This is a genomic window from Nostoc sp. UIC 10630, from assembly GCF_010747425.1.
Lineage (GTDB): Bacteria > Cyanobacteriota > Cyanobacteriia > Cyanobacteriales > Nostocaceae > Nostoc.
This window is the reverse complement of the sequence record NZ_JAAGOG010000116.1, coordinates 10,336-26,923: the sequence shown is the minus strand read 5'-3', so window position 1 is coordinate 26,923 and position 16,588 is coordinate 10,336. Positions and strand designations below refer to the sequence as shown.

Below are 16,588 nucleotides of genomic sequence, written 5' to 3'. Positions count from 1 at the left end.
CTATTTGAAAAAATCTGATTCAAAATCCTCAAAAAAATTGACTATTGCGGCTACGCCGAATTACCTTTTTGTACTACGGCTACGCCTTATATTTTTTAGTGTGGCAGCTTCGCTGGTAGTCTTATTCAAGCTCATGCTAAAAAATCTGGCTATTACAGCTACGCTGAATCAGAGAACTTTACTTAAAACAGCTTCGCTGAATTATCTTTTCATATTACAGCTACGCTGAACTATTATTTTGTGTGCCAGCTATGCTGAATCAGAGAATTTTTATATAGCGGCTACGCCGTTTTTATCTCCTCTATGGTGGCTACGCCAAACCAGAATTTATCTCCTGCTTGATTTGATTCAAATTCCGGCTGCGCCGTTGATATATCCCTCTGTAAGTTGTAGGATGATCAGCATCACAGCTACGCTGTCGTCCCCTCGCCCCTAGTCTCTCGTTGTGTCCCCGTACCTCCGTAGCACTCGACACTTTGCTACCCCGAAAATGGGCTAAAAGCAAGCCGTGCCTTTTGCCTACGGCAAACCTCGCTCCGCTCGGACGACAGGCTTGCCAAAGTGGGAAGTGTCCCCCTTTGGAAACCCCCTCTCATACCTCCCTCGGTTATGCGCCCAAAACTGTCAAAAAACCTGCTTCGTACTAAGACATTAGAAGCTCGTGTTAACGCAATCGAACACGAGATGATTAAGCTCAAAGCACAAGACGCGGGACTAAGCATAGCTGAATTAACTAGACGTAGTGTTTTACTAAAACCACTACCCAAACGACTGAGCAAAATAACACTAGCTACTTACCGAGAATTAGTCCGCATCGGCAGTAATATTAATCAACTCACTAGAGCTACTAACACAGCTATTAAAATGGGACTGCGACCACCCGCAGATTCAGAACAACTAAAACAGTTACAAAAACTCTTACAACAAATTGGTCGGGAACTATCCCAAATTGAAACTGAAATTACTGATGACGATGACATTGATGATGACGCGGAAGATGAAGACTGGGAGTAAAAATGATTGGCAACCAAACCAAAGGTAAAAGCTTTCGCGGACTCCTTGACTATCTTGAAAACAAAGAGGAGTCATCCTTAATTGGCGGCAATATGTTTGGCACAAATGCCAGAGAATTAACCAGAGAATTCCGACTGTCTCGACAACTTAATCCAGAAGCAGAAAAAGTAGTTCATCATGTTTCGCTTTCACTAAGCCCAGGCGAACAGCTAGACAATGATACTTGGTGCGAGGTTGCCGACAAGTACATGAATGCAATGGGTTACACAGCTAACCAATATGCCATCTACCGCCACAGCGATCGCAACCACGACCACATACATATTTGCGCCAGTAGAATTAGTTTGGATGACGGCAAGATTACCCGCGATAGCTGGGAGTATGTGCGCTCTGAAAAAATCATTCGCCAGCTAGAACTGGAGTATGGGTTACAGCAAGCTCTAAGTAGTAAAGAGAAACTGAGCCGCGCCCCCAGCGTAGGGCAACAGCAACGATTTGAGAGAGAACAATTGGAGTATGAGCAGGGTGAGAGAAACACGCCGCCACAACAACCAATCAAAACCCAGCTAATTGAATTAATCGACCGCGCCACAGTAGATAAACCGACCATGCCCCAACTAATAGAACGATTGCAACTGTTGGGTGTGGAAGTACGTCACGGGCTAACGCGCAATGGTAAGAGTAAAGGCATCTCGTATTCCTGGAGTGACCAGAAATTTAGCGGTACATCTTTGGGGCCTGCCTACACCTTCCCAGGATTGCAGAAGCATTTTGAAATTGACTACCAGCCAGAACGTGATGATGAGCGCATTAATCAAATTCTGGTGATTCCTGCTAAACCACTCCCAATTGAGCAGTTAGAAAAGTTTCTTCAAGAGATTGAACGCAAACAACAGCAGCCCCAGTTCACTCCACCACCAGAGGATAAAGTTGTTTGGCAAGTGTTGCACAAGTATTTGAACGAGAAACGCTACATACCAGATTATATTTCGCAAGGATTACATAATAATCAGTTGCTTTACATGGATGAGCAACGAAATATTTTGTTTATCAAGCGTGATTTAGATGGTGAAAAAACTGGCGCATTAGTTTGGTCAAAGCCTAGAGAAAATCATCGCACTGTGGAGTACGACCAAAACACCTCTACACAAAAAGGTTGGTTTTATCTGAGATTGGGAGGGCAACCAACGGACAAGGTAGAAAACGTCTTTTTGTGTTCTACACCAATTGATGCGATGTCAGCAGCCACTTTCCTGATGCACAAATGGCTTGGGCTACCGCCAACTAGAACGATGTTTATGGTAGCTGATGACCCGAATAACCTACCTATGGAATTTCTCAAAGATACTGATAAAGTTTTCCTGATGTTTAATAATGATTCACAAGGAAATTCTACTGCTAGTGCAGTATTAGAATTGTTGCCCCATAGTAAAAAAGTGACAACTTTTACTCCTGATTGGAGTCAGGAACTAGAAGCTCTTCTGTTGGAGGAGCAACAAAAGCTCAGACAGCAGGATCGTGGTTTTAGTCTGTGAGCCACGCTCCCGCGTACACCTGACTTGTTGGTTAAGTTCAAGAAAGAATTTTTGAAACACAATTGCAACATATCATGATTACGCATTGTCAATAAGACCCCAGGTTATTGACAATAAAAATAGCGCAAAAAAGTGGCTGTAATTTAGACTGAATAAGAGTTACAGAAGATTTTCTTCAAAAACACTGGACGGCCAAAAGGACAAGAACTGGTCATTTTTGTCCTTTTGGCCGTCCGTTGACAGGTGGGCATTTGTCAACAGAGCATGACAATTGAGTAACGTTGACGGTTATTGGACGGCCAAAAGGACAAAAAACCACTGTTTTTGATGTTTTGGACGGCCAAAAATATTAGTGTCGGATGAGACTGATTTACTACGGTTAAACTACACTAAGTTCACGGGGTTACAAGTGTTTAGTGTAGTTGCTGCGTTAGACGAGTTTCTATTTCAGTTAACGCTAAATATATAGAGTGACGGCTGAACTCACAGGAGAAATTTCAGATTCACTTACTGAAGAAGTTAATTGATTGAGCGGGATTTTTGAAGTACAGTTGCAACACAAACGTATTATTTATTCTCAATAATTTTAGAGTTATTGAGAATGAGCCAGTTTGATAAAAATGGCTAAAAGCTAATTGGTGTATGTATTAGATACCAATTTTTTGGTCAAAGCCATGTTCTAAATAGCAGACATTTTGTAGTGAATAATCAAAGTTTCCTGACAGCTATAACAGTTAAAAGCGTGTATAAGCTGTGCAGAATAGCAGACATTTTGCACAGGAATCGGGGTTTTAGGTGCAAAATGTCTGCTATTTGTAACTGTGATTAATCAGACAATTTCACTACTTAAAACAAGTTTCATCTCTATTAACAAGCGTGGAGATTGTAAAAGGAACAATTTCTATTCAGGTATGAAGAAAAAAAATCGGATGCTAGTGGGCTGGCTTAAGTTAATGAAAGAATTATTGAAGTACAATTGCAACATAAATGTATTATATATTCTCAATAATTTTGAAGTTATTGAGAATGAATCCAGCGCTCAAAATTTGCTGTAAGTCATATTCAGTGAGCATTACACCAGAATTTTTCTTTATATGTCTTATGCTCAACTGGTAGCAGTAGGGCTACCGCATAGCTACCAGTTGGGGAATCATCAAATTTTCAACAACTCGCTTTTTTACTACTCAACTGGTAGCGGTGTGTCACCAGTTGAGCTACCCAACAGCTACCACTTGGGCAAGGTATTTAAAACTACTATTTCAATACTGTTAAACTATATAAAGCCTATGTAATAAGTGGTGTTTATAGCATAGCTTTGGTGTAACTCACAAGTGGAGTGCAGCTTTTTGGTTACAGATGTAGTATAAAGTAATATGAAAAAGTAGAGTTTTGCTCAAAATGTGTTTCTAAGCAATAATTTAGCTTTAGATGACGCGCAAATACTCATTTTTGATCCAAAAGGTGTGAGCGTCCGTTTGAAGCAAAACAGAAATTCTCCGCACAAATACTCCCTATTGCTACCCGCAATACTCATTTTTGTATCAAGTATTCTTATTGTGTCTAGGCAGACAACAGTGTACTGAAGATAATTTCCAGGTCAGGTTTGATCACAAGAAAAAGAATTGCACCTAGTGGGCGAACTTGGAATGAAATTCTTATTGAACAGCAGCAGCAGCAAGAAATGCTTAAGCAGAAGCAACGCTCTAGGGGTTTAAGTCGATAATCTCGCGTTGAACCGACGAACTCGTGACCGCTACGCTCTCAGAGTCGGTGGCTCTTACGGGCAGGGAGATTACTGGTTGGGCCAACTAGATCCTGCAAGCCCGCAAGAGCCACTTCGCTGCGCCGACTCCGAGCCACGAGTTCTGAAATCCTGGTTATATCGCCTTTGTTAGATCAAGCTCTTCATTCGTGTTCGTGTAAGTTTTTGGATGTTTGGCGTTTTTTAAGGCGAATGAGGTATTCAAGCACTTTTGATTGAACCTCATTGAGAAATTTATCTTGAATCTTTTCAACATCGAGTTCTCTAATAAACTCAATTTCTGAAAGAATTTCGTGGCATTCGTCTATTGTTGCCCCGTTGACCCCATACAGAATTCCAGTTGGATATTCATGAATGCAATATTGAAGCCATCGAATTTGAACACTTAGCAAATCTTTATGCACATCAGCATTACTTCGATCAAGTAAGTAAGATTCTTTGAGTAGCTCGTAGTCAGTTTTGAAGTTAATCTGCTCGTGCAGATGCTTTGCCTTGTATAAATTTGGGGCTGTACGAGCAAGCCACAAAACTGACCAAGGATCACGGTTTTGATAACCCCTGAAAAGAGCAGGAAAAACAACCTCTTGATAAAGCTCGTAGCTAATTTTATTTCCGTATTCGTATTCTTGAGTTTCTAGGAACTGGCGAGTCCACTGTTGTTTCTCGGTAATTGAAGCAAATGAAGCAATAAACCACTCAAGATTTTGTTTGGCTTGAGAGCGAAGACCGACTGTTTTGCAATGTAAGTACTCTTTATAATACTCAAGCTTCATATATTAGATATTTAATCATTTCGCCTAAAATAATGTCGGTATTTAGGGGGAAGACGACATTGGGGTTGAAGCTTTACCTGTTAAGCATTTAGCATCAATTAACACTCAAGCTTTCACTTTATTTTACAAATCAAGTATAAGCACGTTGTAAATGCTGCTGTACAAAGTATGTACAGCATAGGCATAGCACAAATACAGCAGTATTCAGAATCTATATATTGCTATTCTCTAAAGGGAGTAAAAATGGGAGAAAAATTTGTTAACTACCAAATTAGATGCGATTTACAACAGGACGTGGTTCATCTAGTTGAAATAATAACCAGAAATCAGGCTTATGTCTCACCTAGTAAGAATGGATGGATTACAGTTTACGACCAAGCATCTGAAGAATTTAACTATGAATATATTCGCTATTTTGCTCAAGAGTTATCAGAGAAATTATCAACTCTTGTATTTACATTTATAGTAAATAGAGGTTTAAATTTTGTCTATTTAATATATGAATGCGGAAAAATAATCGATGAATTCGATAATGACATAGCTAGTGAAGAAATTGAAAAAACAAAAGATAATACCAGTATAAGATTTTATGGAGATTCACGGAAATTATTAAAATACTGTATCCCAAGTACGGTTTTGCAGACAGTTTCAGATTTTTTAGAATCTTGTAGACAAAGAAAAATAGAATATTTAGGGCAAGATGCTATTTATGAACTTGCTCCATTAGTAGGTATTGATACAAATAGAGCAACAATTGGTTACAGTTACTTTGAAGATAACAACCTTTATATTGGTACAGAATTTTATATAGAAGAAGCCGAGCAATTCTTATTAGTGCGCTTACATAATGCTTAGAGAGAAGCATTAGAATTCTGCTAGACTGCATAGAATTGGGCTAAAGTAAGAAACGAAGTGCAGAATTTTCTTATTTTGAGCATCCAACATTTAATGGTTACAGGTTAGGGGGTAGCTTTCTTAATTCCTCAACCAATTGGTTTAGGAAAAACGTTTTTCCTAAATTCATTTTTAGGTAAAACTGTCGTTATACTGGGGCGGGTGCAACGCCTACTTCACAAAGCATCTACAGTTACCCATAACGTTATGGCCGAAGTTGAAAATGGCTTTACTAATAACTTTATGAGGCATTCTTCTGCTAAAGCACAAATCTGGTTTTCTTTCTTTATGGTTTTCTGGTTGACTGGTTTTCTGGTTCTCCAAACTTTTGGGTTAACGCCTCAACAATAACTGAGGTTACAGTAATCCCTTGCTCTTTGGCTTTAGACATCCAGTAGCGACGTTGGGATATAGGGACTTTGACGCACAGATTGACCATCTGTTCAAGCTCTGGCTCTCCCCCTGGTAAACCAGATGTCTGGTCTTCTGTACTTATGGTTTTCTGGTTTTCTGGTTCCGTTTCTCTGGCTTTTTTAATCAAATCTCCGTACTTGCTCATTTCAAAATCTCCATAACTTCTTTGCCGAGGGCGATGTAATCAGCCCAAGCTGTTTTTAAACGTGAGTCCTCAACATCCCGAATAGGAACACCCGCCATTGCTGCTTTCTCAAAGCCGACAGTACGCCGGATCATTGCCCCAAATACAGGGATTCCTCCATTCAATAAATCCTGACGCAGTGTTTCACCTTCCTTGCTGGGATACGGAGGAACAATAGTAAGCAAGCAGCGATAGTTTGCCTCTCCCAAATCTTTTACCATCAATAGCATTGGCTCAAGGCTTACGATGTCTGGCTTTGTAGGCAAGATTAGAAGGTCACAACCTTTAGCTAATTCCTTTAGATCATCGGAGTCAGGTCTTGCTGGGGTGTCGATGACCACAAATTGAGCATCGGCAATTACTTTGAGGGCTTGGCGTTCGTCCACAGCAGGAAAGGGGAATGACCCGCGTTTTGACCACGCCAAGGCGGTACGATTCTGGTCGCCATCAACAAGGACGGTTTTACCAAGTTCACTAAAAAAGGTTGCAAGATGCACTGCTGTGGTGCTTTTCCCCACCCCTCCCTTGTACCCAGTGATAGTTATGATTTTCTTTTGACTGTCCATATTTCTGGTAAACCATAAATCTGGTTATTTGGTTTTCTGGTTTTATATCTTGACGCTTGGACTAAATCATACTCTCTCACACAGCACTCCTAGCAGATGGTTTGGTTAATGGCACTTCATCAGTTTCTGCACTAAAAGCTGCTGCTAGTTCGGGGCTAGAGTAAGCAATTGCACTTTCATGCCATTCATGGATGAGCGCGTCAATTATCTCCCATGCTGTGGTTGAAGAATCTATCAACCGAAAAGCCTCACTTAGCTCCTTGATAAAGTCTTGCAGATCATCTTTTTCAAATGCACTCAGCCATCCATAAGGATGTTCAAAGCCGATTTCTTTCCCAAGTAACAAAGAGAAAGCGACGGTTAATGCTTCAAAAACAGCTTTACTCTGTGTTGCTGCCTTCACGAGAAAAGTTACTTCCTCCCGGCGCAACAAAGCGAAAGACTGATCATTGCGAGTAATTGTCACTGGACGTTCTAAAGCTTTGTCCAGAACTCGCCCAGGCTGACGATTCAACTCAGTGGCTGTAATTAGCTCATCTGAATAGATATTGCCAAAATTCCCCAGAGTCATAGGTTATGCGTTTTCAGTCAACGCCGATTTCATAAAATTAATCAGTAAATACGTATAATTGTACGTACAATTTCTCAGGGGTCAATAGGGATTAAAACTCGCTGGCGCTTCCACTCCCTTCTGAAAAGAATGTTAGATTTGTAAATCCTCATATTTAGAGTAAAAGGGAAACTTTAAGCCCAGCCCTTGCGGGGTGATGACTCCAAAGTAATTGAGAGTTGGTTTTACCAGTCCGTTCCCGTAGTAAATGAGAAAGAGGATAAATTAGACATGGGTGAAGCGAAACGACGCAAGAAAATAGACCCCAATTACGGCAAGTCTAAACGTCTTTCACTTTCAGATGAGTTAGCTTTTCTAACTAAAAAAATAGATGAATCAGCTTATTTGAATGAGGTCGAAGAATCTTTTTCTTATTTAATTTCTAATTTTCCGAGTTGTATGGAAGATATTAAGTCAGCATACGATAAAGCAGGTCAAAGCTTTGTAGAGCCTTGTGTGCTTGTTATTCCCGGTAAAGAGAGTTCTTTGGATATCATCGGAGCTAATTTTCAAGTTCTCTGCGAGATGAATAAAGATATTAACGCACGTCATACCTACGACCAAGGTAAAAATACTTTTATTCCTTGTTACCTTCATTCAATCGATATTCTTGCTCAGATAACTAAGAAAACTCCTAAAAATTATGAATTTCGATTAGTAATGCTCAAAACGTCTACCCCTGGCTAAAACCCGATCACCGAAACAGCTTTGCGCTTCTGCGCTTGAGCGTGAGGAGGAGGTCACGCTGCAACGTCTTGGGGTCGCTGTTACCAGAGATTTATTGAATAGTTCAAGGGAGGTATCCCAGCGCAAGACATCTGTTAAATAGGTACTAATCGCCTTGACAGTACCTATTTAATAGGTACAGTACCTATTTCTTCTGCCAACGCGCATCTAGCCCTCTACCCAAGCATTCCAGCCGCCCCCTGAAAATTCATTATCCTGGTTTTCTGGTTTTCTGGTTTTCTGGTTTTCTGGCTTGGTCTAAATCATACTTATGAATGTACAGCAGTCACGTATATTTGTAGCCTACTCTTCAAATGAACAAGCTAAGGACATATATTTAGCTGAAATAGCAAGAAGCCTCACGTCTCACCCGTCAGGGGAGCGTGAGATGAATTGCGCGTGAGTTGACGACAGTCCTCTAAATCAGTATTAAATTAATGGAAGCTTTACCCGATAATTGGGCAGATATTCAGCCTGATACTGTATATCTTTCAATCAGTGGTCTGCTAGTTTCATTTGCAAGTGAACAAATAAAGCTGGGATTAAAATATGATCAGAAAGGGAAACATTTAAAAGCCATTGAAAAAGGGCTTGTACCCCCTCGCGGTAATGTGGGTTTAGTGACTTCCCAAGAATCAGGCTACGATTTGAAATCTAAAATCTTAGGTAAAGGTGGCGACCGCCGATTTCATGCAAAATTTATTGATGGTACATTACACTTCCCAGGTTTGGTAACAGAACATTAAACCCACAGAATATGACAAGACTGGAATTAAAAAATCATCAAGTCTGGCGAGATTTAACTGAAATATTAGAAAATTTAGATGCCAATATTCTTGTTAAAGAGCATCTTAACCAATGTGATTATAAAGTGTGCGGTTACTGGGATGAACAAGATGAATATTATGAAACAATTACGTTGCCTCGTATCCTAGAAGCCGAATTAGTTACCAGTTCTATTGGTGTTACTCACCAAGAACGTTTTTTACAACTAAAGTTTTCACTTAGAGCTTTTGGTACTAATGCCACACAAGTGCAAAATAATCATACTCAAAAGATTGGCGAATTAGTTCTTGTTTATGATGAAAATCTAGAATTTCTTGATGAAAATTGGCTTTTAGATGTCGATTCTCCAATGCTTGAGATCAGTTGAACTTCACTCATTGCTTGCATCGATTTCTGGACAAAATTCGTCGTGACGCAAGACTCGGATCATCTCTCGCCCAGGATGTTTGAACAACACATCAAACTCACTATTGGGCATTCTCAAGTTTTCAGGAATGAAATAGGTTTGGATTGGTTCTGTTAGCACTAACCCATGCCCAGGAAATAGGATAATAGTAATTTCGCCACCACGCAGGCATCCTAAAACTCTTGCTGGGACACGCACATAAAAGCACGAACTGTCTTCTTTCTGGTGCATATCAAGCTATTGTAAGTATGAGCCGAGTCTTGCGCTACAACTATTATCAACTAACTTTTTATTAACAATCTCTATTTTTCTAGATGAATTACAAAACTAAAAAACTAAAGTTAAGTTACTGTTTTTAAAATAAATAGTTTTATGAAAAATATTTATGAGCTTTTAGAAATGATAAGACAAAGACCTGGAATGTATCTAGGTCGGCGTTCCTTAACTGCATTAGCAGGCTTTATTGATGGTTATTTTTTTGCAATAGCAGAAAATAACATCTTGGTTGAAGAAGAAATACCTCCATTCGAGCAGTTCCATGACTGGGTAGCTCGATATTATAAATGGTATGAATCAACAACAGGATGGAAAAATATCATTCTTAAAGAAGTTGGAGATGAAGCAAAAGCTTGTGATGTGTTTTTTGAACATCTTGAATTATTTAAGCAGCGTTCTCCTGTAATCAAGCATCGGGTTTTCTTAAATTCAAAGCATAAACGTACTGGAACTATACTGCGGTATTCATATATAGATGGAATAAGAACAGAATTACCTTTGCCTCAAGAAATTAGAATTGTTCATTATACAACAGATTTGGGATTTTACCGTTTCGATGTATCGCCGTCAGGAGAAGTTTCAGAAAGGGGCTATTTTGAAACAGAAAAGTTAGCAATGGAAGAAGTTTATAAAGAGTTTCAAATTTCTTTAGATAAGTGGGAAGCTTTAGATAATCAGGCTGATGCAACTTGATATCCTATAGGCTAAAACCCAATCACCGAAACAGCCTTTCGCTTCTGCTCTGGCGTGACCTCCAGATAACGCTGCAATGTCCCCAGGTCACTGTGACCAGAGATTTCTTGAATAGTTCTCAAAGGTATCCCAGCGCTCGACATCTGCGTGAGGGCAGTTCGCCTAAACGAATGGGTACTAACTCCCTCAACTCCAATGCGCTTGCAGGCATCGCGTAGAATCTTGTCTGCCATGAATCGGGTCAGCCGCTCAGTTACACCGCGCATACCTGGGAACATTACCCCGATTTTGGGTTGGTATTCGCCCAGCATTGCGGCTAGCCCTGGTGGGATGTCCACAATCCGGGTTTTATGCTTACCTTTGGTGGTAGACTTGCGGAAAGTGATAGCACCAGATTTGATATCAGTCGTCTGGAGTGCTAACGCTTCTGATACGCGACAACCAGTGAAAAGGCAAATCCCAAACAGAGCGCGATCGCGGGGAGTGAGAAATCCCTCCGTGAATAATCGCCTCAGTTCGTCTTGGGTTAATATTTTGCCTTGTCCGTTGCCGCTAACCTTCATGTTTTCTACTTTCTAGGGGATTACACGTTTCACTGATAACGTGTAATTGATGACCGAAAGTATTGTAACTCCGTTGGCGACACGATGGCGATCGCACCGAATCAATTTCAACTTATCAATCGCAATCGCTACAACCCTCATTATCTCGTTGGCTGATAAAACCTGCTTATGATTGCAGCACGTTAACCATCATCAGGTATGATCCGCTAAAGGCTTGGTAGTCAATCTATTCCCCTACCAATGCTAATGCGTGATTGATCACGCGGTCAGATAAATACATTCCACACTGGCGCAATTGTTCTAAAACTGGACGTGCAGCCGGAATTACCCCTCGTTGTTTGGCAGTAATAACGATGCCTAATGTTCCCCGTACCGGAATTCCCAAAGTTGCAGCACAACGACGGGCCGCTAAATCATCTAGAATTACTTCTGTACCTGGATTTACATAGCCCCAGGCCAGTACGGCTGACTCACCTAGACCCAAATCCCAGCTTTGAATCACATTCGGGACAGGTGGTGTTTCTTGTACAACCAACCAATCAGTATTGTTGAGCGCAACTGCTGTTACGTCTGTTTCCCCATACGCCTGAATTTCTGTGGCTACAGCCAATGGAACAATAATTGATGATCCCATTAGGAGCAACAAATCGACAAAGCCGCCCTTGGTCAAAAAAATTAGTGGCGATGTGTTGATAGCAGGCAGTTCAGCCACGGTTTAACTCGCTCTGCAAATCATCAAAGTCAACAGCAAAGACATCCACTTGTTCACGGGCTAGGACGGCTAGAAAGTCTCGGCGGTTTAGCCCAGCAACAGAGGCGGCTTTCTCCATTGAGATTTCCTGCTTCTGATACCAGTAGATAGCAGCAGCAAGACGCATATCTTGCACAAATTCTTCTGGGCTTAGGCGACGGGCGCTAAACACTTCTTCTGGCAGGTTAATCGTGACATTAGACATAATTTCTGTCCTAAATTGCTGCATTAATAATATCAACCATCTCCTTTTAAAAGCGATCGCTCTGCCCTCTCACGAATTAAGTAGATCAAGAACGTTAGTTAATGCTGTAAAAACTTCTGTAATTGCTAAAATAGCATCTTTGACAGTATTAAAACTTTGTAAGAACCCATCAGCTTTTTCGATGCCCGCTTTGAGGGCATCCAATTGAGGTTGAAGTCGAGTTAAAAGATCGTTTGCAACAATCGTCGCAATTGTTCTAGCATCAACCCGAAGACGCTCTTCATAGTCTTTTAGCATATCTCTTTCTTTTTGAGAAAGTTGAGAACGAAAGTTATTTATAAATCTTTTAACTTCATCTGCTAGCTTTTGAATTTTATCTGAATAGTCTAACCATGAATTCACGCCATCAAAATTAATAGCCATTGTTAGTTTTTCCTATCTATTTGAGTGAGGGGTTACTTTTTTTTCTAAGTTATTAGCTTGACCCACAAAGTTTTTCAATGCTTTTCTATTTTTATCCAGTAATTCTTTCACGACTTCTTTTGACGGCTCTTTCCCTTCTCCATAAATAGTTGCTAACTTATTATGACTCGCTACAACTGTTTCAAGCACATTGATATAATCCTCAGCTAATTTGCGGCGTTCTTGAATTCTGTCCTTTTCAGGATTCCACTTTTCTTGATCTAGCTTTACTAATACATCCGCTAAAGCAATAACTGAACGTCCTTCTAACTGTTGATTGCTTTCCAACAGACCATTAATGATCTCTTCATAATAACCATCAAGAAATCTTTCTTCAGTTTTTAAGTATTGATCTATATATACTCTTTGAACAACAATTTCCAGTCCCTTTGAATAAGTCGTTAAGGCTTTATCTGTTTCGGGAATAATTGTTTTCAGGGTATCTAATCTTTTTTTACGAAAGATAGAGGTAAGAATAAAGTTTGCTAAACCTGTTCCTGCTTCTACTTGCGATTGAACAACATTTGTATCTTTTTCAGCTAACCCAAAAAGAGGCGTTAATTCTCCAGCTAAATTTTTAGAAGAAGCACTGAAATTATTAAATTCGTTGTCAAAACTGATATTTTCAGAGGCTACACTCACTAACTTTTGTAAATACAAAACGATAACTGCATTACCATTTTTCATATTTTTCCCTAATGGGAAATTTTCTTTAAGTATTTGGCACTTTTGTTGTTCATCTGCCCTTTGCTGTAAGCGATTAGAGCTAGGAGGAAGAGAATTTAGTTTGTTTTTTAAATCATTTAATTGTTGAGTAGTGGGTAAACTAGAAGACGTTCTATTTATAAGCTCGTTGATTGCTTCTATAACTTCGTTTTTATCTTGTGAGCGTGATGTTTCTATTGTCGAAATCGCTGGAGCTAAAGGAATAACAGCAGGTGCTTTATATCGCGCTGCTCTTAAACAAGAGTCGTGAATATCATTAGCTACTTTTGGTAGTTTCTCTTGCGCTTGATCGGCTAGTGTTTCAAGTTCTCGAACTGCCGCTAATTCTGGACTACTTCCACAACTTCCTAGTAAAACAGTAAGCGGAACAGCGATGCTAATTAAATATTTTATTTTGAGCATTTTTGCTTAACCTCAGAAGCTTAATTACCAAGCAGCATAACTATTTATTATGCGGAAATTTCCCGTGTATCATACTAACCACTTTAGTTAGGTAAGGATTACAAGAATTTTAATCAGAATATAAATAAATATTCTGGAGATGGGCAATATCAAAGTATTATACAGATTTTCTCCGTATATTAACTTAATTTGGGTCTAATATCAAAAAATTTTCTGTATATTCTCCTTTTTCGGATAATAGTCCGAATTTTTCCGTAGATGTGTAATACTCGATTTATAATAATAAATGGCTATTTTTTGGCTGATTTATTATTGGTGTCTAGCGGACACGTAGTAGACACTGGGTGTCTCGGTCGTGTCTAGGCTAGTGTCTGCTGGTGTCTATGCTAGATAAGGGTTTTGAGCTTTGGTGTCTGTGGTGTCTGGTGTCCTGTGTCCGCTAAAAAAGGGTGTTTTTGAGGCGAGACACCAGACACTATTAGCAGTCAAATTTGATTAAGCTTGATAACACCCTCGCCTATCCAGTCTGCTAAAGATGCGCCGACAATTTCATACATCCAGCCCTTGATTTGCTCAACACTAAATCTCTCACCGTTCACTTTAAAATTGCCCTTGAACTCTCTTACATCAGCTTCAATTCGTTCAGTTCTGGTGAGATATTCATATAGTTTTTGCGCCATTGGTGATAGTTTTTTAGGTTCATCTTGGGTGTCACCTGCTTTGTTACCAAGATTGAATTCCAGTTCATAAATCCGCTCTAAAGTAGCTTTATCGATGGGGGAATTGGGGTTAGATTCTGCTGGCAGAGCGTCGCTAAAGTCAGATATTTTCGCTGTCATTTTGGGCAGATTAACATCAAGCCATTCGTTAGAACTATCGAGTTTTACCTTAGCAAAACCAGTAGATTTGGGCTGTAATGTAATCGGGTCAACTTCTGCCAAACATTCAACTTGAAGCATTTTAGAAACGAGATTGTGCAAGCCTTTAATTCCGAATAAACAAGTCTGGGTATTGTTATGAGCTACAACGGTTAAAGGCATCTCTTGTTTACGGCTTTTGGTCAGTGCCAGCTTGCCGAATTTCTCTAATAATTCCGCATCTTTAATGAAGTCGCCGTATGTGGTTGCTTCCTCACAAATTAGTGCGGTTGCTTTACCTGATGCCCAAAGTTTTTGTCGCCATTGCGACTCACTCAATGATGAATTATTAAAGGTTTTTAACCGTGATTCTAATTCAGTAACGTAATCGCGGATCTGCTGTTCAATATCATCCCAGGAGTGGTAACTTTCAACTCCTCGCCATTCACTACGGTTCGAGTCGGGGTCAAGGACAATCACCTTATAACCTGCCTGTTTTTTCTCTTTGACAACGTAACGGGCTAGCCAACTTTTACCGCCCCCTTGGTTGCCCCATATCAGCGCAGTTTGTTTAATTAGGTTTTGCACCCATGCCGTTTTATTGTCCTGTGGTGCAATCGCTCCTGGCTCAGATCCAGTAACCTTATCGTTGGGGTCAATCGTCCCTTGCAATGTTTGACTCCCTTGTAGATAGGGCGTTTTCATCTCACGCAACTGCTTAATGTAATCTGCCTTCTGTTGCTCGGTCATCCCAGCCGTCTGCGCTTCAAAAATGGCATCAGTTGCCTCCATTTGGGTAACTTCAATTTCCGTGTGGGCGTAAATCTCGGCTTTGGTGATATCAACAGTGCGATCGTTAGCGATTAGATCCAAATCCGCCTGTAGTTGGACTTCTGCGATCGCAACATCTCTGTAACTATCTAGTAGCTCGGAACGTGCAGCCATCTCAGCCTTTGCTGCGTCCCGTTTTTGGGCGATGTCTTCAAAAACTGCCCTCTGCTTCTCTTCATCCTGGCAGTGGCGCAGCATCCACCCAGCAAGAGCAAACCCCAGGAATCCACCAAACCCCCAAAACGGTTTGTATGGGTTAGTCGCTTTTACCAACCCATTAACCCCCATAGCTGGGTCACGCACAACTTGGCGTGGCATTCCATCACTCTTCCACTGTGACCAATAAAATGGGGTCATCCTGAAAGGTCGTCCATTTTTATCCTCACAGGTCAATGTTTTTGAAGGGGTTTTGACACAAAAGTAGATCCGATCACTGCTGGTTCCTTTCCACGCCATCGCTGCCGAGCTAATACCCACAGTTAAACTTAGCCCAATTGCAACAGCTTTTTTATCCATCGGTAACTGTCCGAACCACTTCATTAAACCCGATTGTTGCGACTCAGATAAAGTTTTATGTTTCTCAGATAGATAATTCATTTACCTCTCCTACCACCAAATAGAAAAATCATTAATATCGCTAGAAATATGGCTACTCCTGCACCATCCATCCAACTTGAAGATTCAGCAGTTTTTGGCTTATAAACCGACTCAATTGAAGTATTAGCTGTACTAGTAGAAGTTCTCGCTTCATTCCATTCACTAATCGGGTCAGACAGCGCACATAATAACGCTAATGATGCACTGCAACCAGTCATTAAATTAGTGACGAAATTATTAAAGCCTTCACCCGTTGCAGTGGCAGTAAAATACAGGTGTGCAGTTCCCACAGCTAAGAACATTCCAACTGGGTGAACTTGCAATAGATGAAAGGTGAAAATAACTGCACTATTTAAACAACTGCCAGCGACAATTTCACAAGCATTACCAGCACGTCTAAATGTTCTACCTCTGTTATTTTCTGGCAGTGGTTGTGGCTGTTCTGGTTGTTGATGCTGCTGATGTTCTTGTTGTGATTTCTGTGCCAGCCCTTCCATTGAAAAAGGGCTGACGCTATGAGGATCTTCATTTCGTTTCCTTACTAGCATCAGCCTG

At 40.4% G+C, this 16,588-nt stretch carries 22 protein-coding genes; 9 read left to right on the top strand and 13 right to left on the bottom strand.

What is annotated here, in order from left to right; all coding sequences use genetic code 11:
- Positions 1 to 229 (top strand): hypothetical protein (locus G1O98_RS39465; RefSeq protein WP_207794505.1); only part of this gene is annotated, 229 nt, incomplete at its 5' end.
- Positions 230 to 310: 81 nt separating this feature from the next.
- Here G1O98_RS39465 and G1O98_RS23770 read toward each other — a convergent pair.
- Complete coding sequence (locus tag G1O98_RS23770) at positions 311 to 475, bottom strand: hypothetical protein (protein WP_163932680.1); 165 nt, start codon at positions 473 to 475, stop codon at positions 311 to 313.
- A gap of 134 nt (positions 476 to 609) precedes the next feature.
- On the opposite strand from G1O98_RS23770, the gene mobC reads away from it, so the two are divergent.
- Both mobC and G1O98_RS23760 read left to right on the top strand, forming a co-directional pair.
- Entirely contained in the window at positions 610 to 1,014 is a 405-nt protein-coding gene (mobC, locus tag G1O98_RS23765; protein ID WP_243458517.1) for a plasmid mobilization relaxosome protein MobC, read from the top strand.
- 2 nt (positions 1,015 to 1,016) lie between these two features.
- Entirely contained in the window at positions 1,017 to 2,549 is a 1,533-nt protein-coding gene (locus G1O98_RS23760) for a relaxase/mobilization nuclease domain-containing protein (RefSeq protein WP_163932677.1), read from the top strand.
- 1,905 nt (positions 2,550 to 4,454) lie between these two features.
- Here the strand turns inward: G1O98_RS23760 and G1O98_RS23755 are convergent.
- Positions 4,455 to 5,084: a hypothetical protein gene (locus tag G1O98_RS23755; protein WP_163932673.1), complete on the bottom strand. Its 630-nt coding sequence runs from the start codon at positions 5,082 to 5,084 to the stop codon at positions 4,455 to 4,457.
- Positions 5,085 to 5,327: 243 nt separating this feature from the next.
- On the opposite strand from G1O98_RS23755, the gene G1O98_RS23750 reads away from it, so the two are divergent.
- Positions 5,328 to 5,939, top strand: a complete 612-nt coding sequence (locus tag G1O98_RS23750) for a hypothetical protein (RefSeq protein ID WP_163932670.1) — start codon at positions 5,328 to 5,330, stop codon at positions 5,937 to 5,939.
- Between the two features lie 325 nt (positions 5,940 to 6,264).
- On the opposite strand, the gene G1O98_RS23745 is transcribed toward G1O98_RS23750, so the two are convergent.
- The 3 genes from G1O98_RS23745 to G1O98_RS23735 form a co-directional block, all read right to left on the bottom strand.
- Complete coding sequence (locus G1O98_RS23745) at positions 6,265 to 6,537, bottom strand: hypothetical protein (RefSeq protein ID WP_163932667.1); 273 nt, start codon at positions 6,535 to 6,537, stop codon at positions 6,265 to 6,267.
- Entirely contained in the window at positions 6,534 to 7,142 is a 609-nt protein-coding gene (locus tag G1O98_RS23740; protein ID WP_163932664.1) for a ParA family protein, read from the bottom strand. The genes G1O98_RS23745 and G1O98_RS23740 overlap by 4 nt, the downstream gene beginning before the upstream one ends.
- A gap of 76 nt (positions 7,143 to 7,218) precedes the next feature.
- Positions 7,219 to 7,713 (bottom strand): hypothetical protein, encoded by a 495-nt coding sequence (locus G1O98_RS23735; protein ID WP_163932661.1) that lies wholly within the window; start codon positions 7,711 to 7,713, stop codon positions 7,219 to 7,221.
- 270 nt (positions 7,714 to 7,983) lie between these two features.
- On the opposite strand from G1O98_RS23735, the gene G1O98_RS23730 reads away from it, so the two are divergent.
- The 3 genes from G1O98_RS23730 (at position 7,984) to G1O98_RS23720 (ending at position 9,631) form a co-directional block, all read left to right on the top strand.
- Complete coding sequence (locus G1O98_RS23730; protein ID WP_094346798.1) at positions 7,984 to 8,439, top strand: hypothetical protein; 456 nt, start codon at positions 7,984 to 7,986, stop codon at positions 8,437 to 8,439.
- Between the two features lie 476 nt (positions 8,440 to 8,915).
- Positions 8,916 to 9,224, top strand: coding sequence for a hypothetical protein (locus G1O98_RS23725; RefSeq protein WP_163932658.1), 309 nt, complete (start codon positions 8,916 to 8,918; stop codon positions 9,222 to 9,224).
- Positions 9,225 to 9,235: 11 nt separating this feature from the next.
- Positions 9,236 to 9,631 carry a hypothetical protein gene (locus G1O98_RS23720; RefSeq protein ID WP_163932656.1) on the top strand — a complete coding sequence of 132 codons (396 nt, stop codon included), beginning with the start codon at positions 9,236 to 9,238 and terminating at the stop codon, positions 9,629 to 9,631.
- A 3-nt stretch (positions 9,632 to 9,634) separates the two neighbouring features.
- Here G1O98_RS23720 and G1O98_RS23715 read toward each other — a convergent pair whose 3' ends face one another.
- Entirely contained in the window at positions 9,635 to 9,901 is a 267-nt protein-coding gene (locus G1O98_RS23715; protein WP_163932653.1) for a hypothetical protein, read from the bottom strand.
- Positions 9,902 to 10,042: 141 nt separating this feature from the next.
- Here G1O98_RS23715 and G1O98_RS23710 point away from each other — a divergent pair, with 141 nt between their 5' ends.
- On the top strand, positions 10,043 to 10,639 hold the full coding sequence (locus G1O98_RS23710) for a hypothetical protein (protein WP_163932648.1): 597 nt from the start codon (positions 10,043 to 10,045) through the stop codon (positions 10,637 to 10,639).
- 11 nt (positions 10,640 to 10,650) lie between these two features.
- Here the strand turns inward: G1O98_RS23710 and G1O98_RS23705 are convergent, their stop codons facing one another.
- The gene (locus G1O98_RS23705; protein WP_163932645.1) at positions 10,651 to 11,202 is read right to left on the bottom strand and encodes a site-specific integrase; all 552 of its coding nucleotides are present in this window, start codon (positions 11,200 to 11,202) and stop codon (positions 10,651 to 10,653) included.
- Positions 11,203 to 11,251: 49 nt separating this feature from the next.
- On the opposite strand from G1O98_RS23705, the gene G1O98_RS40800 reads away from it, so the two are divergent.
- Complete coding sequence (locus tag G1O98_RS40800) at positions 11,252 to 11,374, top strand: hypothetical protein (RefSeq protein ID WP_275941794.1); 123 nt, start codon at positions 11,252 to 11,254, stop codon at positions 11,372 to 11,374.
- Positions 11,375 to 11,428: 54 nt separating this feature from the next.
- Here the strand turns inward: G1O98_RS40800 and G1O98_RS23700 are convergent, their stop codons facing one another.
- The 6 genes from G1O98_RS23700 to G1O98_RS23675 form a co-directional block, all read right to left on the bottom strand.
- Positions 11,429 to 11,914, bottom strand: a complete 486-nt coding sequence (locus G1O98_RS23700) for a DUF3368 domain-containing protein (protein WP_163932642.1) — start codon at positions 11,912 to 11,914, stop codon at positions 11,429 to 11,431.
- Positions 11,907 to 12,158 carry a UPF0175 family protein gene (locus G1O98_RS23695; RefSeq protein ID WP_163932638.1) on the bottom strand — a complete coding sequence of 84 codons (252 nt, stop codon included), beginning with the start codon at positions 12,156 to 12,158 and terminating at the stop codon, positions 11,907 to 11,909. Before G1O98_RS23695 ends, G1O98_RS23700 begins: the two co-directional genes overlap by 8 nt.
- A 69-nt stretch (positions 12,159 to 12,227) precedes the next feature.
- Complete coding sequence (locus G1O98_RS23690; RefSeq protein WP_163932635.1) at positions 12,228 to 12,581, bottom strand: hypothetical protein; 354 nt, start codon at positions 12,579 to 12,581, stop codon at positions 12,228 to 12,230.
- Between the two features lie 12 nt (positions 12,582 to 12,593).
- Complete coding sequence (locus G1O98_RS23685) at positions 12,594 to 13,748, bottom strand: hypothetical protein (RefSeq protein ID WP_163932632.1); 1,155 nt, start codon at positions 13,746 to 13,748, stop codon at positions 12,594 to 12,596.
- Positions 13,749 to 14,233: 485 nt separating this feature from the next.
- Positions 14,234 to 16,033 (bottom strand): ATP-binding protein, encoded by a 1,800-nt coding sequence (locus G1O98_RS23680; protein WP_163932629.1) that lies wholly within the window; start codon positions 16,031 to 16,033, stop codon positions 14,234 to 14,236.
- Positions 16,030 to 16,581 (bottom strand): hypothetical protein, encoded by a 552-nt coding sequence (locus G1O98_RS23675; protein ID WP_163932626.1) that lies wholly within the window; start codon positions 16,579 to 16,581, stop codon positions 16,030 to 16,032. The genes G1O98_RS23680 and G1O98_RS23675 overlap by 4 nt, the downstream gene beginning before the upstream one ends.
- Positions 16,582 to 16,588: the final 7 nt, after the last annotated feature.

Bases quoted from the DNA above. Each gene is read 5' to 3' on its own strand.
- mobC (WP_243458517.1), top strand. From the start codon at position 610: ATGCGCCCAAAACTGTCAAAAAACCTGCTTCGTACTAAGACATTAGAA.
- G1O98_RS23760 (WP_163932677.1), top strand. From the start codon at position 1,017: ATGATTGGCAACCAAACCAAAGGTAAAAGCTTTCGCGGACTCCTTGAC.
- G1O98_RS23755 (WP_163932673.1), bottom strand. From the start codon at position 5,084: ATGAAGCTTGAGTATTATAAAGAGTACTTACATTGCAAAACAGTCGGT.
- G1O98_RS23750 (WP_163932670.1), top strand. From the start codon at position 5,328: ATGGGAGAAAAATTTGTTAACTACCAAATTAGATGCGATTTACAACAG.
- G1O98_RS23745 (WP_163932667.1), bottom strand. From the start codon at position 6,537: ATGAGCAAGTACGGAGATTTGATTAAAAAAGCCAGAGAAACGGAACCA.
- G1O98_RS23740 (WP_163932664.1), bottom strand. From the start codon at position 7,142: ATGGACAGTCAAAAGAAAATCATAACTATCACTGGGTACAAGGGAGGG.
- G1O98_RS23735 (WP_163932661.1), bottom strand. From the start codon at position 7,713: ATGACTCTGGGGAATTTTGGCAATATCTATTCAGATGAGCTAATTACA.
- G1O98_RS23730 (WP_094346798.1), top strand. From the start codon at position 7,984: ATGGGTGAAGCGAAACGACGCAAGAAAATAGACCCCAATTACGGCAAG.
- G1O98_RS23725 (WP_163932658.1), top strand. From the start codon at position 8,916: ATGGAAGCTTTACCCGATAATTGGGCAGATATTCAGCCTGATACTGTA.
- G1O98_RS23720 (WP_163932656.1), top strand. From the start codon at position 9,236: ATGACAAGACTGGAATTAAAAAATCATCAAGTCTGGCGAGATTTAACT.
- G1O98_RS23715 (WP_163932653.1), bottom strand. From the start codon at position 9,901: ATGCACCAGAAAGAAGACAGTTCGTGCTTTTATGTGCGTGTCCCAGCA.
- G1O98_RS23710 (WP_163932648.1), top strand. From the start codon at position 10,043: ATGAAAAATATTTATGAGCTTTTAGAAATGATAAGACAAAGACCTGGA.
- G1O98_RS23705 (WP_163932645.1), bottom strand. From the start codon at position 11,202: ATGAAGGTTAGCGGCAACGGACAAGGCAAAATATTAACCCAAGACGAA.
- G1O98_RS40800 (WP_275941794.1), top strand. From the start codon at position 11,252: ATGACCGAAAGTATTGTAACTCCGTTGGCGACACGATGGCGATCGCAC.
- G1O98_RS23695 (WP_163932638.1), bottom strand. From the start codon at position 12,158: ATGTCTAATGTCACGATTAACCTGCCAGAAGAAGTGTTTAGCGCCCGT.
- G1O98_RS23690 (WP_163932635.1), bottom strand. From the start codon at position 12,581: ATGGCTATTAATTTTGATGGCGTGAATTCATGGTTAGACTATTCAGAT.
- G1O98_RS23685 (WP_163932632.1), bottom strand. From the start codon at position 13,748: ATGCTCAAAATAAAATATTTAATTAGCATCGCTGTTCCGCTTACTGTT.
- G1O98_RS23680 (WP_163932629.1), bottom strand. From the start codon at position 16,033: ATGAATTATCTATCTGAGAAACATAAAACTTTATCTGAGTCGCAACAA.
- G1O98_RS23675 (WP_163932626.1), bottom strand. From the start codon at position 16,581: ATGCTAGTAAGGAAACGAAATGAAGATCCTCATAGCGTCAGCCCTTTT.